Source organism: Bradyrhizobium canariense (genome assembly GCF_018130465.1).
Classification (GTDB): Bacteria; Pseudomonadota; Alphaproteobacteria; order Rhizobiales; family Xanthobacteraceae; genus Bradyrhizobium; species Bradyrhizobium canariense_C.
This window is the reverse complement of the sequence record NZ_JAFCKJ010000003.1, coordinates 247,521-261,513: the sequence shown is the minus strand read 5'-3', so window position 1 is coordinate 261,513 and position 13,993 is coordinate 247,521. Positions and strand designations below refer to the sequence as shown.

Genomic DNA, 13,993 nt, shown 5'->3' with positions numbered 1-13,993 from the left:
GGGATCTCATGAGGGACGGCAACCGGACGAGGACCCCGAATTTTCAAAAGAGGGCCGCAACCGGCGCAATAAAAAGAAACTCAAAGCGAGAAAAAAACAATGGCGGCAGACCGCGCACAAAACCTGCAGGACACCTTCCTTAATCACGTTCGCAAAACCAAAACGCCACTGACGATCTTTCTGGTCAACGGAGTGAAGCTCCAGGGCATCGTGACCTGGTTCGACAATTTCTGTTTGCTGCTTCGGCGCGACGGTCACTCGCAGCTCGTCTACAAGCATGCGATCTCGACCATCATGCCGGGCGCTCCGATCCAGCTGTTCGAAGGCGGCGAGGATCAGCCGGCTTGAGAGTGATCTGATTGGAACCCCGGAATTTCGACGGGGAGGCCGACCGTCCGCGGTCGGCAGGAGGCAAGCAGACGGGGCGGGTGCTTGTCATCGGTCCCTATTTGCGGGTGCGCGCAGGCGGTGCCGACGCGCAGTCGGAAGCTCATGTCCTGCGTGACGTAGAAGCCCGGCTCGACGAAGCCGCCGGCCTCGCGCGCGCGATCGATCTCGTCGTTGCCGACGCCATCATCGCGCCGATCAGCCAGATCCGCCCCGCGACCTATATCGGCAAGGGCAAGGTCGAGGAGATCGCGGGGCTCGCCAAGAGCCTCGACGTCGAGCTCGTGGTGATGGATTGCGCGCTTGCGCCGATCCAGCAGCGCAATCTCGAGAAGGAGTTGCAGGCAAAGGTGCTCGATCGCACCGGGCTCATCCTGGAAATCTTCGGCCGCCGCGCCAAGACCAAGGAAGGCTCGCTCCAGGTCGAGCTCGCGCACCTCAACTACCAACGTTCGCGCCTGGTGCGCTCGTGGACCCATCTCGAACGCCAGCGCGGCGGCTTTGGATTCATGGGCGGTCCCGGCGAGACGCAGATCGAAGCCGACCGCCGCCTGATCCAGGAGCGCATCTCGAAGCTCGAGGGCGAGCTGAAGAAGGTGCAGGCGACGCGGCGCCTGCACCGCGCGGGACGCCAGCGCGTGCCGTACCGCGTCGTGGCGCTGGTCGGCTACACCAATGCCGGCAAGTCGACGCTGTTCAACCGCCTGACCCGCGCCGACGTGCAGGCCGCCGACATGCTGTTCGCCACGCTGGATCCGACCCTGCGCGCGCTCACCCTGCCGCATGGCGGCAAGGCGATGCTGTCGGACACCGTCGGTTTCATCTCCAATTTGCCGACGCAGCTCGTCGCCGCCTTCCGGGCCACGCTGGAGGAGGTGCTGGAGGCTGACGTCATCCTGCATGTGCGCGACATCTCGCACGACGACGCCGAGGCGCAGCAGAGCGACGTCGACGCCGTGCTGCGCCAGCTCGGCATCAATCCCGATGACTCAGGCCGCATCATCGAGGTCTGGAACAAGGTCGACCGCTATGATGCCGAACAGCGCGAAAATCTGCTGAACATCGCGGCGCGCAGGCCGGAGGATCATCCGGCGATGCTGGTCTCCGCCGTGTCAGGCGAGGGGATCGACGCACTGCTCGCTACAATCGAGGAGCGGCTCGCTGCCAAGCGCCACACGCTCGATCTCTCGATCGACGCCGCCGACGGCGCCGGGATCAGCTGGCTGCACCGCAATTCCGAGGTGCTGGTCAAGGAGCTCCACGACGGCCGCTTCGACATGACGGTGCGGGTGGACGAGACCAAGCGGGATATCGTGGTGAACCGGTTCGACGCCGTGCCGCGCGTGGCGTGATATCGCCCTATGTCGTCCCGGCGAAGGCCGGGACCCATACCGCGTGATCCATCGAGGAGGGGCGGTCGTCGTACCGACGAACAAATAACTCCGGGTCTTCGCCAAACTCCAGCCTGTGGTTATGGGTCCCGGCCTTCGCCGGGACGACAGCGGAATTAGTGGTGAGCTTGATTGCGCCCCTCTGAGGCCGGCTTTTCGTCCCCCTTGGCCGCATTCCACAACGCGTCCATCTCCGCCAGCGACGCCTGCTCCAGCGTACGCCCCTGCGCTTCCAGCGCCCGTTCGATATAGGCAAAGCGCCGCTCGAACTTCGCGTTGGTCGCGCGAAGCGCGGCTTCCGGATCGGCATCGACATGGCGGGCGAGGTTGACCAGAGCGAACATCAGGTCGCCGGTCTCTTCCGCCAGGCCCTCGCTGTCGTTGCGGTCGAGTGCGGCCTCGATCTCGTCGGCTTCCTCGCGGATTTTTGCCAGCACCGCGCGCGGATCGTTCCAGTCGAAGCCGACGGTGGAGGCCTTGCGCTGCAGCTCCATGGCGCGCGTCAGCGCGGGCTGGCCGGCCTTCACGCCTGACAACAGCGATTTGTGCGAAATCTCTTCCGGCGGCCGGCGCGCGGCGCGCTCGGCTTTCTCGTCGGCCTTGATGCGGTCCCAGACTTCCTTGACGTGGGAGGCGGCAAGATTGCCGTCCTTGTCGGCGAAGACGTGAGGATGGCGCCGGATCATCTTGCGGGTGATGGCCTCGACGACATCGCCAAAAGCGAAAGCGTTCTGCTCCTCGGCCATCTGAGCGTGGAACACCACCTGCAACAGAAGGTCGCCGAGCTCCTCGCAGAGGTCGTCGAGGTCGCCGCGGCTGATGGCCTCGACCACCTCATAGGCTTCCTCGATCGTGTAGGGCGCGATGGTCGCAAAATTCTGCTCGAGGTCCCAGGGGCAGCCGGTCACCGGCGTGCGCAGCGCCGCCATGATCTCGATCAGGCGGGAAATGTCGCGGGAAGGGGTCATTGCGGGGCGGTCTCCTGGCTCTCAAGCCTTATGCCAAAAGCGGGCCCCCGTTCCCAGCGCGGCGCGGTGGAACGGGCCGATTTCCACCGGTTGGCGGGCCAGATTGGCGAGCAGCGCGCGCAGTGCTAAAGCGCGGGCCATGAGTGACGCATTTTCATCCGAAACCGCGCTGGTGCTGTTCTCCGGCGGCCAGGATTCCACCACCTGCCTCGCCTGGGCGCTGAATCGTTTTGCGCGCGTGGAGACGCTGGGGTTCGATTACGGCCAGCGCCACGCCATCGAGCTTGCCTGCCGCGACCGGCTGTTCGACGGCATCAAGGGCCTGCGCACGGATTGGGCTTCCAGGCTCGGCGAGAGCCACACGCTGTCGATCCCGACGCTGGCGGCGGTGTCCGAGACGGCGCTGACGCGCGACGTTGCGATTGCGATGGGCGCCGACGGCCTGCCGAACACGTTCGTGCCCGGCCGCAATCTGGTGTTTCTGACTTTCGCCGCGGCTCTGGCCTACCGGCGCGGCATCAGCCACATCGTCGGCGGCATGTGCGAGACCGACTATTCCGGCTATCCCGACTGCCGCGACGACACCATCCGCGCCATGCAGGCCGCGTTGTCGCTCGGCATGGCCCGCAAGTTCGAGCTGCATACGCCGCTGATGTGGATCGACAAGGCCGCGACGTGGCAGCTGGCGCACGACCTCGACGGCGAGGGGCTGGTCGACCTCATCCGCGAGCAGTCGCACACCTGCTATCTCGGCGAACGCGGCGCGCAGCATGATTGGGGATACGGCTGCGGAGAGTGCCCGGCGTGCAGCCTGCGCGCGAAGGGGTGGCGGGAGTACGTGGCGGGACGCTGAGGCCACACATTCGGTGTCATCACCCGCGAAAGCGGGTGATCCAGTATTCCAGAGACCGTGCTTGAGCCGAAAAGCCGCGGCGTACTGGATTCCCCGCCTTCGCGGGGAATGACAGCGTTAGGCTTGGCGCAAGTACGCCTCTTACTGGCTTAGCCAAAATCTTCCGGCCTCAGCTCGATCGGTTTGCCGTGCGGGGTGCGATCAGCCGCATGGTCCCAGGCGTCGCGGTAGCGATGCAACGTCTCTGCAGACGCGACGCCCTTGCGCGCGACGAGACCTTCCAGCGTGGCGAGCCAATGGAGATAGTAGGTCTCGCCCGTATCGGGATCGCCGGCCGCCTGCGCGCGCTTGATCTCGGAGGCCAAGGCTGCCGCCCATTCGGGCCAGGTGAACACGCCGCGCTCGTGCAGGGTCAGCGCCATCGCAAACGCGTGCGCCTCCCAGGGCGCGCGGAACACGGGGCCGTCGTCATCGCGGGGAATGCTCGGGATAGCTGCCGTCGCGGCGGTAGCAGCCGTGCTGCTCATCACGCCGGGTCCAGATACGGCTCGAACGCGTCGATCGAGACTTTCGAGGTCGGATCACCGTCCGCACCCCAGAGATCGCGGCCCTCGAACACCACCGTGTAGAGCCATTGCGGGTTCTCGCCGAGCTCCATCGCCGCCGAGTCCGGAAACACGTGACAGCCGTGGTTGAGCTCGACGACACCGGCATGGCCGCGCACGTAGCGCGGCAGCCGCGTGTGCGTCACCGGATGGATGTTTTTCGCGCGCACGCGGTCGCCGATCTTGAACTTGGCTGGCGCCGCGGCAGGGCGAGCGAATTTGCCGCGCACCATGATGCGCTCGACCTGGCCGAGATCGAACTTGCCGTGCTTGAGCGACTTGGCGGGCTGCATCGCGTGGCCGGCGGCGACTTCCTCCCGGGTGAGATAGCCCTTCTCGATCAGCATCTCCTCGAGCCCGAGAAACCATTTCTTGTAGTATGAGCTCGAGAGATAGACATGCGGCGGCAGCGTCTCGCGATAGAAGCGCGAGGTGTCGATGTTGAACGCGCCGGCCGCGCCCATAGCGCGCACCATCGCCAGGACCCGCGATTCCCAATCGGCATGGAACACCGGCTCGTTCGGCTCGGGCTCGACCTTGCCGAACCCGTCCATGCCGCCCATGTCGTGCACGCCGTTCATGACGGCGCTCCGGGAAAGCCGGTGCCGATCATGGAGTCGCGAGTGACGAGCCCGGCGAGCTGTTCCTCGCTCCAGCCGTCCGTGCCTTCGGGGCGCATCGGCAGCACCAGGAAGCGGGTTTCGGCGGTGGAATCCCACACGCGGATCTCCATGTCCTCGGGCACCGCGACGCCGAAATCGGCGAGCACGCCGCGGGGGTCCTTCACCGCGCGGGAGCGGTAGGGCGCGGCCTTGTACCAGACCGGAGGCAGCCCGAGCATTTCCCAAGGATAGCAGGAGCACAGCGTGCACACGACCATGTTGTGACGCTGCGGCGTGTTCTCGACCACGACGAGATGGTCGCCGACGCGGCTGACATGGCCTAGTGTGCCGATCGCCTTCGAGCCGTCCTCCAGCAGCGCCTTCTTGAACGCCGGATCGCTCCAGGCCTTGGCGACGACGCGCGCGCCGTTATGCGGACCGATCCGGGTCTCATAGGCCTGGATGATGGCGTCGAGCGCGGCCGGCTCGACATAGCCTTTTTCGGTCAGGATCGTTTCGAGCGCGCGCACGCGCAGCTCGGTCTCCGACAGCTCGGAATGGTCGTGATCGTGGTGATGATGATGGTCGCTCATGGGGCAAAGATAGTCCCAGAATCCGGGCCTTGTCGAGGCGAAGACTCTGCTAACATCACACCATGGGCTGGGTCGCACGAACCGGAATAACCGCCGCAATCGCGGCTTTTATCGCACTCGCGACGCAGGATGCGCGCGCCGCGAATGGCGCCTATGCGGTGGATGCCGCCGATATCTCCGAGGTCGGCTCCTGCAAGGTGGAAAGCTGGATGTCGACTGCTTCCAACACGGATTTTTCGGCGGTCGCCAATCCCTCCTGTGTCGTCGATCCCTTCAGGCCGATCGAGCTGAGCCTGCAGACCATCCGGGCCCGGAGCGATGGCGACTGGAGCACGACGGTCGCTCCAAAAGCCAAGACCAATTTCGTCCCGACCGGAATAGGCCGGTGGGGATTGTCGGCGTATGGCGGCGGATCATTCGACGCGGCGACCGGCGAGGCGCTGTCGGCCTTTGCCGTCATTCCCGCAACCTTTCGCTTGTCCGAGACCATGCGGATCAACGTCAATGGCGGCTGGCTCTGGGACCGCACGGCGGATCGCCACTACCTGACCTACGGCGTCGGCTTCGATTGGAAATTCACCGACACCCTGCAATGGACGATCGAGGCATACGGGCAGGCCGGCGCCGCCGAGATCGCAAGCGTCGTGCAGCCGCGTTTCCAGACCGGTGTCCGCTACCGACCGAACGAGATATTCTCCGTCGACGTGATTTACGGCCACAACATCACCGGCGAAAATGCCAACTGGATCACCATCGGGACCACGTACCGATTTCCCGTCCCCGAGGCGCAGCCCGAGCATCGCCGCACCGGTCATCTCTAGCGGCAAGACCAACAAGAACAGGGAGGTTGCGTTGACCGACTATGTCAAGATCGAGAAGGGCCTCGGGCCGGAGGGGCGGATTGCGGTGGTGCGGTTCGACCGCGGCGACGGCATCAACGCGCTGTCGCCGGAGGCGCTGCGCCAGCTCACCGCCGCCGCGCGCAGTTTTGAGGATGACGCCGCAACCTCTGTCGTGGTGCTGACAGGCAGCGCGGCTGCGTTCAGCGCCGGCTTCGACCTCAAGGATGCCGAAGGGCGCTCGCGCAAGGACATGGACCTCGGCGCGCTGCGCCGGCATCTCAAGCTCGGACCGCGCCTGACCCACGCCTGGCAGGAGAGGGAGCAGATCACGATCGCCGCCATCGAGGGCTTTTGCGTCGGCGGCGGCGTGGCGCTGGCCGTGGCGCTCGACTTCCGCGTCATGGGACGCGATGCCCATCTTCGCGTGCCCGAGATCGGGCTCGGCATGAACATGAGCTGGCAGAGCATTCCGCGCATGCTGCATCTGATCGGCCCGGCTCGCACCAAGCAGGCGGTGATCCTGGCCGATCAGCGCATCAGCGCGGATGAGGCCTATGAGTGGGGCCTGGTCGAGCAGGTGGTCGATCCCGGCCATGCGTTCGATGCCGCGATGGAGCTTGCGCGCAAGGTGGCGGCGCAGCCGCCGCTCTCCGTTGCCATGACGAAGCTCACGGTCAACCGGCTCGCGCATGCGCTGGATAGTCTCGCGAGCCACATGGACGTCGATCAGTTCGCCCTCGCAAGCCTCAGCGAGGACCACAAGGAGGGCGTCGAGGCGTTCCTGACGCGCCGCAAACCGAAGTTCAGAGGGCGGTAGAAGCCGGCTCGGGCCATTGATTGCGCCGCGGACAATCCGTATACGCCGCGCTGGGACAAAAGCGGCTCGGTCAACGGGCCGGTAGAACACGACGGCAATCGAGGGGGAGGGCCCATGACCGCTAGCTCGCAGGCGCCTGAGGCGAAAGGGTTTCGCTGGAAGCTGTTCGCACCGATCGCGGTGTGGCTGGTGATCTATCTGTGGCCGGTGCCGGTTGGGCTCAACGTCAATCAGTGGCACTATTTTGCCGTCTTCGCGGCCGTCATCACCGGGCTCATCCTGGAATCGATGCCGGTCGGCGCGGTCGGCCTGATCGGGCTGACGGTTGCCGGCGTCGGCGGCTATATCGATCCCGATCCGACCAAGTCGCTGCGCTGGATGCTGGCCGGCTTTGCCGAGAGCACGGTGTGGCTGATCGTCGGCGCCTTCGTGTTCTCGATCGGCTATCGCAAGAGCCAGCTTGGCCGGCGCATTGCGCTCATGCTGGTGCAAAAGCTCGGCCGCAACACGCTCGGCCTCGGCTATGCGGTGGCGATGTCGGACTTTTTGCTGGCGCCGGCGACACCGTCCAACACCGCCCGCAGCGGCGGCATCGTCTATCCCATCATCAGCAACATCCCGCGCATCTATGGCTCCGAGCCGGGGCCGACCGCCGGCAGGATCGGCACCTACGTGATGTGGACGGCGTTCGCGTCGACCGCCGTCACCAGCTCGCTGTTCTTCACCGCGCTCGCACCCAATGCGGCGGCGCTCGCCATCGCCAAGAAGACCGTCGGGGTCGATGTGAGCTGGGCGCAGTGGTTCGTGGGCTTTGCGCCGCTCGGCCTCCTCCTGATGGTGCTGGTTCCGCTGCTGAGCTACCTGGTCTGCCGTCCCGAGGTGAAGAGCAGCCCGGAAATTTCCGAATGGGCGGCAAGGGAGCTCGCGGAGATGGGCCCGATGTCACGCAACGAGTGGATCATGCTGGCGCTGATCGTGCTCGCGATGTTCCTGTGGATCGCGGGCTCGAGCCCGGACATCCGCGTGCCCGTGCTCGGCTCGAACTTCGTCAACGCCACCACCGTGGTGTTCATCGTGATCTCGCTGATGCTGGTGACCGGCGTGATCGAGTTTGCCGACATCGTCAGCGAAAAGAGCGCCTGGGAGGTGTTCTTCTATTTCACCTCGCTGTTGACGCTGGCCTCGGGCCTCAACGAGATCGGCTTCATCAAATGGTTCGCGACCGAATATGCAAAGCCGCTCGCCGGGCTGTCGCCGTCGACCGCGATGCTCCTGCTGGTCGCGCTGTTCTTCTGGATCCACTATTTCTTCTCGAGCATCACCTCGCATGCCGCCGCCGTGCTGCCCGTGGTGCTCGCGGTCGGATCCGGCATCCCCGACCTGCCGGTCACGACGCTCGCCATGCTCTGCATGTATTCGCTCGGCCTGATGGGCGTGATCTCGCCTTACGCAACGGGGCCGGCGCCGATGTATTTCGGCAGCGGCTATATCGGCAAGGGTCAGTTCTGGGGTTTTGGGCTGATCTTCGGGGTGCTCTATTTCACGGGGCTCCTGCTGATCGTATTGCCCTGGTTGCAGGTTCGCTGAGCCGGGCGGGAGGCCAATACGCCGGCAGATGAATTTTCTTCAGCGGGGAGAAATTTGGAAAACTTCGTCCAACTCACCGCAAATATCTGACATTGCAAGCGAGACCTGAAAGGGCGATGGTGCGTGCTGCGGTGCAGCGCGCTCCAGTCGAGTCCTCATCGTGGTTTCACTCTCCGTCGCTTGATGCGACCCGGTTCCCGGATGCCCCAGGGGCAAGCGGAACTATTGTGCATGAAGGCCGCCTCCATGAACGCCCACCCGTCGCTCGCGATCGGACAGCCGATCGAAACGCTTGAGGCGATATCACCTGCCGCGACTGCGCCTGACGCGATGGTCCGCTTCGAAGGCATTTCGAAAACCTATCCGGCCTATCGCGGCAAGCCGGGCGTCAATGCCCTGCAAAACATCGACTTCGCGATCCCGCGCGGTTCGATCACCGGCGTCATCGGTCGCTCCGGCGCCGGCAAGTCGAGCCTGGTCCGGCTCATCAACGGGCTGGAGAGGCCGACCTCGGGCCGCGTCGTCGTTGATAACAGCGACATCTCGGCGCTCGCGGGCCGCGACTTGCGGCTGGCGCAGCGCTCGATCGGCATGATCTTCCAGCACTTCAACCTGCTGTCCTCACGCACGGCAGCCGACAACATCGCGCTGCCGCTCGAGATCGCCGGCTGGGCCAAGGCCGACATCCGCGCGCGCGTGGCCGAGCTGCTTGCGCTGGTGGGCATCGCCGACAAGCACGACCGCTACCCGTCAGAACTCTCCGGCGGCCAGAAGCAGCGCGTCGGCATTGCGCGGGCCTTGGCGACGCGGCCGAGCGTGCTGCTGTCGGACGAGGCGACCTCTGCGCTCGATCCGCAGACCACGCGGGCGATCCTCGATCTGCTCGCGAACATCAATCGCGAACTCGGGGTGACCATCGTCCTGATCACCCACGAGATGTCCGTGGTGCGCCAGCTCGCCAGGGACGTCGTGGTGCTCGACGCCGGCCACGTCGTCGAAAGCGGCCATGTCGCCGACATCTTCACCCACCCAAAGCATCCGATCACCCAATCCTTCCTCGCGGAGGTCATCGGCGACAGCCTGCCGGTGTCGCTGGCGAGCCGGATCGTTTCGGAGCCGCCTGCGGGCGGACAGGCGGTGATCCGCGTCCAGGTGCGCGGGGCAGGGGCCGGCGACACGCTGGTGGCGCGGCTCGCGCGCGAGCTCGGTCTCGATGTGTCGCTGCTGTCGGCCCGCATCGACGAGATCGGCGGCCAGCATGTGGGCTCGCTGACGCTTGGTATCCCTCTCGGCATTTCCAGCGGCGAGGACGCGACGACGCGCACGCTGGCCTGGCTCTCACAATATCAATTCCCCGCGGAGCATCTCGGCTATGTCGCCTGAACTCATCAACCTGATCGTCCAGGCCACCGGCGAGAGCCTGTACATGGTCGGGCTCGCGGCGCTGATCGGCACCGCCTTCGGCCTGCCGCTCGGCGTCTTTCTCGCGACCAGCCGGAAAGGCGAGCTGTTCGCGGCGCCCGTCGTCAATCGCGTGCTCGGCATCGTCGTCAACGCGACGCGGTCCACGCCCTTCATCATCCTGGTCGTCGCCATCATCCCGTTCACGCGGCTGGTGGCCGGCACCTCGATCGGATCGACGGCCGCGATCGTGCCGTTGACGATCGCATCGGCGCCGTTCATCGCGCGCCTGGTCGAGGCCGCGATCCGCGAAGTCGATGCTGGCCTGATCGAGACGGCATCCTCGTTCGGGGCCTCGCCGATCCAGATCGTGCTCAAGGTGCTGATCCCCGAAGCGCTGCCGGGTCTTCTGCTGGCGCTGACGCTCGCGGTGGTCAGCCTGCTCGGCTATTCCGCCATGGTCGGCGCTGTCGGAGGCGGGGGCCTGGGCGATCTCGGCATCCGCTACGGCTATCAGCGCTTCATGCCGGAGATGATGCTCGCCGTCGTCGTCGTGCTGATCGCGCTGGTGCAGCTGGTCCAGAGCGCCGGCGATTATCTCGCGCGCCGGGTCAATCGCCGACTGCGACATCGCTGACGGCACAAGCTGCCGACTTCTTGGCGGCCGCCGCTACTCTGCCGGCGGGTAGTAAAGAAACTCGATCATCAGGCAGCCGTCGCGGGTAAAGAACGGCCCGTGCTCGACGTGGGCCGGCCGCACAGCGTAGGTGCCGGCCTCCAGCAATCGCGCTTCCTGTGACGCTGTGCCGATCGAAAGCGAGCCCGAAATCAGAAAGACTTCCTCGCACCAATCATGCGAGACCGGGCGCTCCACGGACGCACCGGCGGCCCAGCGTGACAGCCGCGTCACGGCACCCGTCCGCTCCGGATGATCGAAGCGCCCGGACAGGATCTTTTCCTCGACGCCGACATAGCCGGGGACGGCCCGCCATCCATCGTCGGCCAGCGCGTTGAAAAACTCCCTGTGGTCCTTCATGAACCGACCGAAGCCTGGCTCCGCCATTGCGATCCTCTCCCGCCCCTGATCCCGATACGAGCCCGACGCTACAGCAGGCCGATGGCGTTTCCCACTTGATCCCGATCGCCCACCTCCAATGGACGGGCGCTTTCGTCGCACATGCTGCACACATGTCTGGAGAGATTCTAGGGCCGTTCCTATCGCACTGGGAAAGCGCCTGAGTTAGGGCGAGGCATCAAAAATCGTACCGGCGAAGCCGGCAACTGTGGAACCTCGATGAGAGCGATATTCGGCAAGCTGCATCGCTGGGCCGGCCTGCTCACGGCCGGATTCCTGTTCTTTTCCGGCATCACCGGGGCGATCATCTCCTGGGATCACGAGATCGACGACGTCCTCAATCACCACCTGTTCGACGTCACCAGCAAAGGCCCGGCCATTCCCTCGATCGATCTCGCGAAGATGATCGAGCAGCGCGATCCCCGTGCGCGCGTGGTCTACCTGTTCATGACGCCGGAGGAGGGCCACTCGCTGTGGTTCTTCGTCATGCCGCGGATCGATCCCGCGACCGGCAAGCGCTACGCGCTCGACTACAATCAAATCTTCCTCGACCCCAACACCGGCGTGGAGCTCGGCCGGCGCTATTGGGGCGCGGTGTGGCCGGTGACGCGAGAGAACTTCGTCTCGTTCCTCTACAAGCTGCACTACACCATGCACATCCCGGAATTCTGGGGCAGCGACCGCTGGGGCATGCGCCTGCTCGGAATCATCGCCATCATCTGGACCATCGACTGCTTCGTCGGCTTCTACCTGACGCTGCCCTCGCGGCGGCGCACCAGGGCGGCGCGGGCGCCCCAAGTCACGCGCCAGCTCGAACGCGGCTTCTGGGCACGCTGGGCGCCGGCCTGGACCATCAAGACCTCGGGCAGTGCCTACCGGATCAATTTCGACATCCATCGCGCCTTCAGCCTGTGGACCTGGGGCGTGCTGTTCATCATCGCCTTCACGGCGTTCTCGCTGAACCTCTATTTCGAGGTGTTCTCGCCGCTGATGAAGATGGTGTCGAACTACACGCCGACGCCCTATGAGCAGCGGCCGTATCGCGATCTCGACGATCCCATCGAGCCCAAGGTCACCTTCGCCGACATCGCCGCCCGCGCGGCGGCCGACGGCAAGGGGCGAGGGTGGACCGTCCCGGTCGGCTCGATCAATTACGGCCCGGCCCACGGTGTCTATGCCGCCGCCTTCTTCCATCCGGGCGACGATCACGGTGCCGGCGGCGTCGGCCCGGCGCAGCTCTATTACGACAGCGAGGACGGCCGTCCGATCGGCGAAAGGCTGCCCTGGGTCGGCACCGCCGCAGACATCTTCGTGCAGGCGCAATTCCCGCTGCATTCGGGCCGCATCGTCGGGCTGTTCGGCCGCATCCTGATCTCGGTCATGGGGCTGGTGGTGGCGGCACTCTCGGTCACCGGAATCGTGATCTGGTGGCGCAAGCGCCGCGCCCGCGTCCGCGCGCGGGAGACGGCTGGGACGCGCCTGAGAGGGCAGCTCACGCCGGCGGAGTAGGGCGCTCACGCCCCCGCCGGTGAACGCCACGGCGTACACGTTTGATCGGAATCAAATCCGCCCATGGGAACCTTCGCTAGCTTCACGGGGTGTTTAACTCGATTTGCGTTCCCCAGGGCTGATGGCCCCTGTTTGCTTTCCTCTCCGATAGGTTGGCCAAGCACGCCAGGACAGATGGACGCGAGAGGATACTGATGCTGCGCACCTACTATTTCGACATGAAGGATGGCGTTCCGGCTCGGGACAAGTCAGGTCTGGAATTTGGAAGCGATGGCGCTGCCATTGCCCACAGCAAGAGCTTGGCGGAAGACGTTCGCGCGAAGCGGCCGGGAGGACATCCAGATCTCCGGATCGTCGTCATCGATGAGAACGGTCGGGAGGTTCATCGCGAACCGGTCTATTCGAAGAACAGCTGACCATCGCGAATGAACCTTCCCGCGAAACAGAGGCACAAAGACTGAAGACAGCTCTTGCGTCGTGGGATCGCCATGAAGTGCCTTGCCTTCCTCTGCCTGCTTGTCCTGGCCACGAGCGCAAATGCGGCCACGCCCGAGCAGCACTATCTCGACCTGCGCGATCGCTACATCGCAAAGTTCTCGAAGGCTGCGGAGAGCGAAGAGACCAGCAAGCAGCACGATGCGGCTCTGAAGGAGCTGACAAATGTGCTGCGCGGCCTGGTGGGGCCGGTCACGATCAAGGGGCTGCCGGCAGACGGCCAGTCGAACGCCGACACACTCTTCAAGGGCGATTCCGGCTTCGGCCATCTCGACGGGCTCGGCTTCGCCTCCGAGGGCGACAAGATGCAAGCCGTGGTGACCACCACCACGCTGCTCAAGCACTGGCTGCGCGAGCACGACGGGGACGGGATGCCGCAGGAGCTCGGCGCCGCGTTCAAGTCGGACCGCTTCTACTATCAAGCGATCCAGGACTCCGCCTTCGCCAAATATGCCGAGCTGCCGATCACCAAGCCCGCGGGGGCGAGCGCCGCGGTCGCCGTGCTCGGCGTACGTGGCAATGGCGATCTGAAGGGACCGCCGCATGAAATCGACGTCGTCGCGATCCAGGGCGAGAAGGTCTTCTTTCTCGCCGTCACCGACGCCGTGAAGACGGCCGAGATCCCGGCCTGCGAGAAGGTCTGGAAGCAGATGATGGCAAAGCCGATCGACAAGAAGGACCCGCGCGGCGACATAACCCGCGAAGACAATGCCATGACCGCCTTCACAGACTGCTTCGCCAAGGCGGCGCCAGGCCAGAGCTGGTTCGCGGCGGCCGTCAAGAAGGCGCAGAGCCAGCTGGACTTGCTGCTGGTGCGTTAGTTTCGCGGCGCCGCGACACGTCGCCCAGCCAAGGCTCTTGCGCGTCG

16 protein-coding genes are annotated in these 13,993 nt (G+C 65.2%); 11 read left to right on the top strand and 5 right to left on the bottom strand.

Features of this window, described 5'->3' with window-relative positions; all coding sequences use genetic code 11:
- Window positions 1-99 precede the first annotated feature (99 nt).
- Together hfq and hflX are read left to right on the top strand one after the other, a co-directional pair.
- Complete coding sequence (gene hfq / locus JQ591_RS10010; protein ID WP_007591126.1) at window positions 100-348, top strand: RNA chaperone Hfq; 249 nt, start codon at window positions 100-102, stop codon at window positions 346-348.
- 11 nt (window positions 349-359) lie between these two features.
- Window positions 360-1,739: a GTPase HflX gene (gene hflX, locus JQ591_RS10005; protein ID WP_211395842.1), complete on the top strand. Its 1,380-nt coding sequence runs from the start codon at window positions 360-362 to the stop codon at window positions 1,737-1,739.
- A gap of 155 nt (window positions 1,740-1,894) precedes the next feature.
- Here the strand turns inward: hflX and mazG are convergent, their stop codons facing one another.
- On the bottom strand, window positions 1,895-2,746 hold the full coding sequence (mazG, locus tag JQ591_RS10000) for a nucleoside triphosphate pyrophosphohydrolase (protein ID WP_211395841.1): 852 nt from the start codon (window positions 2,744-2,746) through the stop codon (window positions 1,895-1,897).
- Window positions 2,747-2,885: 139 nt separating this feature from the next.
- Here mazG and queC point away from each other — a divergent pair, with 139 nt between their 5' ends.
- Window positions 2,886-3,599 carry a 7-cyano-7-deazaguanine synthase QueC gene (queC, locus tag JQ591_RS09995; RefSeq protein ID WP_211395840.1) on the top strand — a complete coding sequence of 238 codons (714 nt, stop codon included), beginning with the start codon at window positions 2,886-2,888 and terminating at the stop codon, window positions 3,597-3,599.
- A 149-nt stretch (window positions 3,600-3,748) separates the two neighbouring features.
- Here queC and JQ591_RS09990 read toward each other — a convergent pair whose 3' ends face one another.
- The 3 genes from JQ591_RS09990 to nthA are packed head-to-tail and all read right to left on the bottom strand — an operon-like array spanning window position 3,749 to window position 5,399.
- Entirely contained in the window at window positions 3,749-4,126 is a 378-nt protein-coding gene (locus tag JQ591_RS09990) for a nitrile hydratase accessory protein (RefSeq protein ID WP_211395839.1), read from the bottom strand.
- The gene (gene nthB / locus JQ591_RS09985; protein ID WP_211395838.1) at window positions 4,126-4,785 is read right to left on the bottom strand and encodes a nitrile hydratase subunit beta; all 660 of its coding nucleotides are present in this window, start codon (window positions 4,783-4,785) and stop codon (window positions 4,126-4,128) included. Before nthB ends, JQ591_RS09990 begins: the two co-directional genes overlap by 1 nt.
- The gene (nthA, locus tag JQ591_RS09980; RefSeq protein ID WP_211395837.1) at window positions 4,782-5,399 is read right to left on the bottom strand and encodes a nitrile hydratase subunit alpha; all 618 of its coding nucleotides are present in this window, start codon (window positions 5,397-5,399) and stop codon (window positions 4,782-4,784) included. The genes nthB and nthA overlap by 4 nt, the downstream gene beginning before the upstream one ends.
- A gap of 62 nt (window positions 5,400-5,461) precedes the next feature.
- Between nthA and JQ591_RS09975 the strand changes: the two genes are divergently transcribed.
- The 5 genes from JQ591_RS09975 (at window position 5,462) to JQ591_RS09955 (ending at window position 10,683) form a co-directional block, all read left to right on the top strand.
- Window positions 5,462-6,220 (top strand): hypothetical protein, encoded by a 759-nt coding sequence (locus JQ591_RS09975; RefSeq protein WP_211395836.1) that lies wholly within the window; start codon window positions 5,462-5,464, stop codon window positions 6,218-6,220.
- A 31-nt stretch (window positions 6,221-6,251) separates the two neighbouring features.
- The gene (locus tag JQ591_RS09970) at window positions 6,252-7,058 is read left to right on the top strand and encodes an enoyl-CoA hydratase/isomerase family protein (protein WP_211395835.1); all 807 of its coding nucleotides are present in this window, start codon (window positions 6,252-6,254) and stop codon (window positions 7,056-7,058) included.
- Window positions 7,059-7,172: 114 nt separating this feature from the next.
- Window positions 7,173-8,645 (top strand): DASS family sodium-coupled anion symporter, encoded by a 1,473-nt coding sequence (locus JQ591_RS09965; protein ID WP_211395834.1) that lies wholly within the window; start codon window positions 7,173-7,175, stop codon window positions 8,643-8,645.
- Window positions 8,646-8,876: 231 nt separating this feature from the next.
- Window positions 8,877-10,028 (top strand): methionine ABC transporter ATP-binding protein, encoded by a 1,152-nt coding sequence (locus JQ591_RS09960; RefSeq protein WP_211395833.1) that lies wholly within the window; start codon window positions 8,877-8,879, stop codon window positions 10,026-10,028.
- Window positions 10,018-10,683, top strand: a complete 666-nt coding sequence (locus JQ591_RS09955) for a methionine ABC transporter permease (RefSeq protein ID WP_211395832.1) — start codon at window positions 10,018-10,020, stop codon at window positions 10,681-10,683. The genes JQ591_RS09960 and JQ591_RS09955 overlap by 11 nt, the downstream gene beginning before the upstream one ends.
- Before the next feature lie 33 nt (window positions 10,684-10,716).
- On the opposite strand, the gene JQ591_RS09950 is transcribed toward JQ591_RS09955, so the two are convergent.
- Entirely contained in the window at window positions 10,717-11,109 is a 393-nt protein-coding gene (locus JQ591_RS09950; RefSeq protein WP_211395831.1) for a cupin domain-containing protein, read from the bottom strand.
- Between the two features lie 231 nt (window positions 11,110-11,340).
- Between JQ591_RS09950 and fsrB the strand changes: the two genes are divergently transcribed.
- The 3 genes from fsrB to JQ591_RS09935 all read left to right on the top strand — a co-directional run bounded on the left by fsrB (window position 11,341) and on the right by JQ591_RS09935 (window position 13,946).
- A complete protein-coding gene (fsrB, locus tag JQ591_RS09945; protein WP_211395830.1) occupies window positions 11,341-12,630 on the top strand; it encodes a siderophore utilization protein FsrB in 1,290 nt (429 codons plus the stop codon).
- A gap of 197 nt (window positions 12,631-12,827) precedes the next feature.
- Window positions 12,828-13,046, top strand: a complete 219-nt coding sequence (locus JQ591_RS09940; protein ID WP_211396421.1) for a DUF6894 family protein — start codon at window positions 12,828-12,830, stop codon at window positions 13,044-13,046.
- A gap of 72 nt (window positions 13,047-13,118) precedes the next feature.
- Window positions 13,119-13,946: a hypothetical protein gene (locus tag JQ591_RS09935; RefSeq protein WP_211395829.1), complete on the top strand. Its 828-nt coding sequence runs from the start codon at window positions 13,119-13,121 to the stop codon at window positions 13,944-13,946.
- Window positions 13,947-13,993: the final 47 nt, after the last annotated feature.

Excerpts from the sequence above, each read along its gene's own strand:
- hfq (WP_007591126.1), top strand. The coding sequence starts at position 100 with ATGGCGGCAGACCGCGCACAAAACCTGCAGGACACCTTCCTTAATCAC.
- mazG (WP_211395841.1), bottom strand. The coding sequence starts at position 2,746 with ATGACCCCTTCCCGCGACATTTCCCGCCTGATCGAGATCATGGCGGCG.
- queC (WP_211395840.1), top strand. The coding sequence starts at position 2,886 with ATGAGTGACGCATTTTCATCCGAAACCGCGCTGGTGCTGTTCTCCGGC.
- JQ591_RS09990 (WP_211395839.1), bottom strand. The coding sequence starts at position 4,126 with ATGAGCAGCACGGCTGCTACCGCCGCGACGGCAGCTATCCCGAGCATT.
- nthB (WP_211395838.1), bottom strand. The coding sequence starts at position 4,785 with ATGAACGGCGTGCACGACATGGGCGGCATGGACGGGTTCGGCAAGGTC.
- nthA (WP_211395837.1), bottom strand. The coding sequence starts at position 5,399 with ATGAGCGACCATCATCATCACCACGATCACGACCATTCCGAGCTGTCG.
- JQ591_RS09975 (WP_211395836.1), top strand. The coding sequence starts at position 5,462 with ATGGGCTGGGTCGCACGAACCGGAATAACCGCCGCAATCGCGGCTTTT.
- JQ591_RS09965 (WP_211395834.1), top strand. The coding sequence starts at position 7,173 with ATGACCGCTAGCTCGCAGGCGCCTGAGGCGAAAGGGTTTCGCTGGAAG.
- JQ591_RS09960 (WP_211395833.1), top strand. The coding sequence starts at position 8,877 with ATGAAGGCCGCCTCCATGAACGCCCACCCGTCGCTCGCGATCGGACAG.
- JQ591_RS09955 (WP_211395832.1), top strand. The coding sequence starts at position 10,018 with ATGTCGCCTGAACTCATCAACCTGATCGTCCAGGCCACCGGCGAGAGC.
- JQ591_RS09950 (WP_211395831.1), bottom strand. The coding sequence starts at position 11,109 with ATGGCGGAGCCAGGCTTCGGTCGGTTCATGAAGGACCACAGGGAGTTT.
- fsrB (WP_211395830.1), top strand. The coding sequence starts at position 11,341 with ATGAGAGCGATATTCGGCAAGCTGCATCGCTGGGCCGGCCTGCTCACG.
- JQ591_RS09935 (WP_211395829.1), top strand. The coding sequence starts at position 13,119 with ATGAAGTGCCTTGCCTTCCTCTGCCTGCTTGTCCTGGCCACGAGCGCA.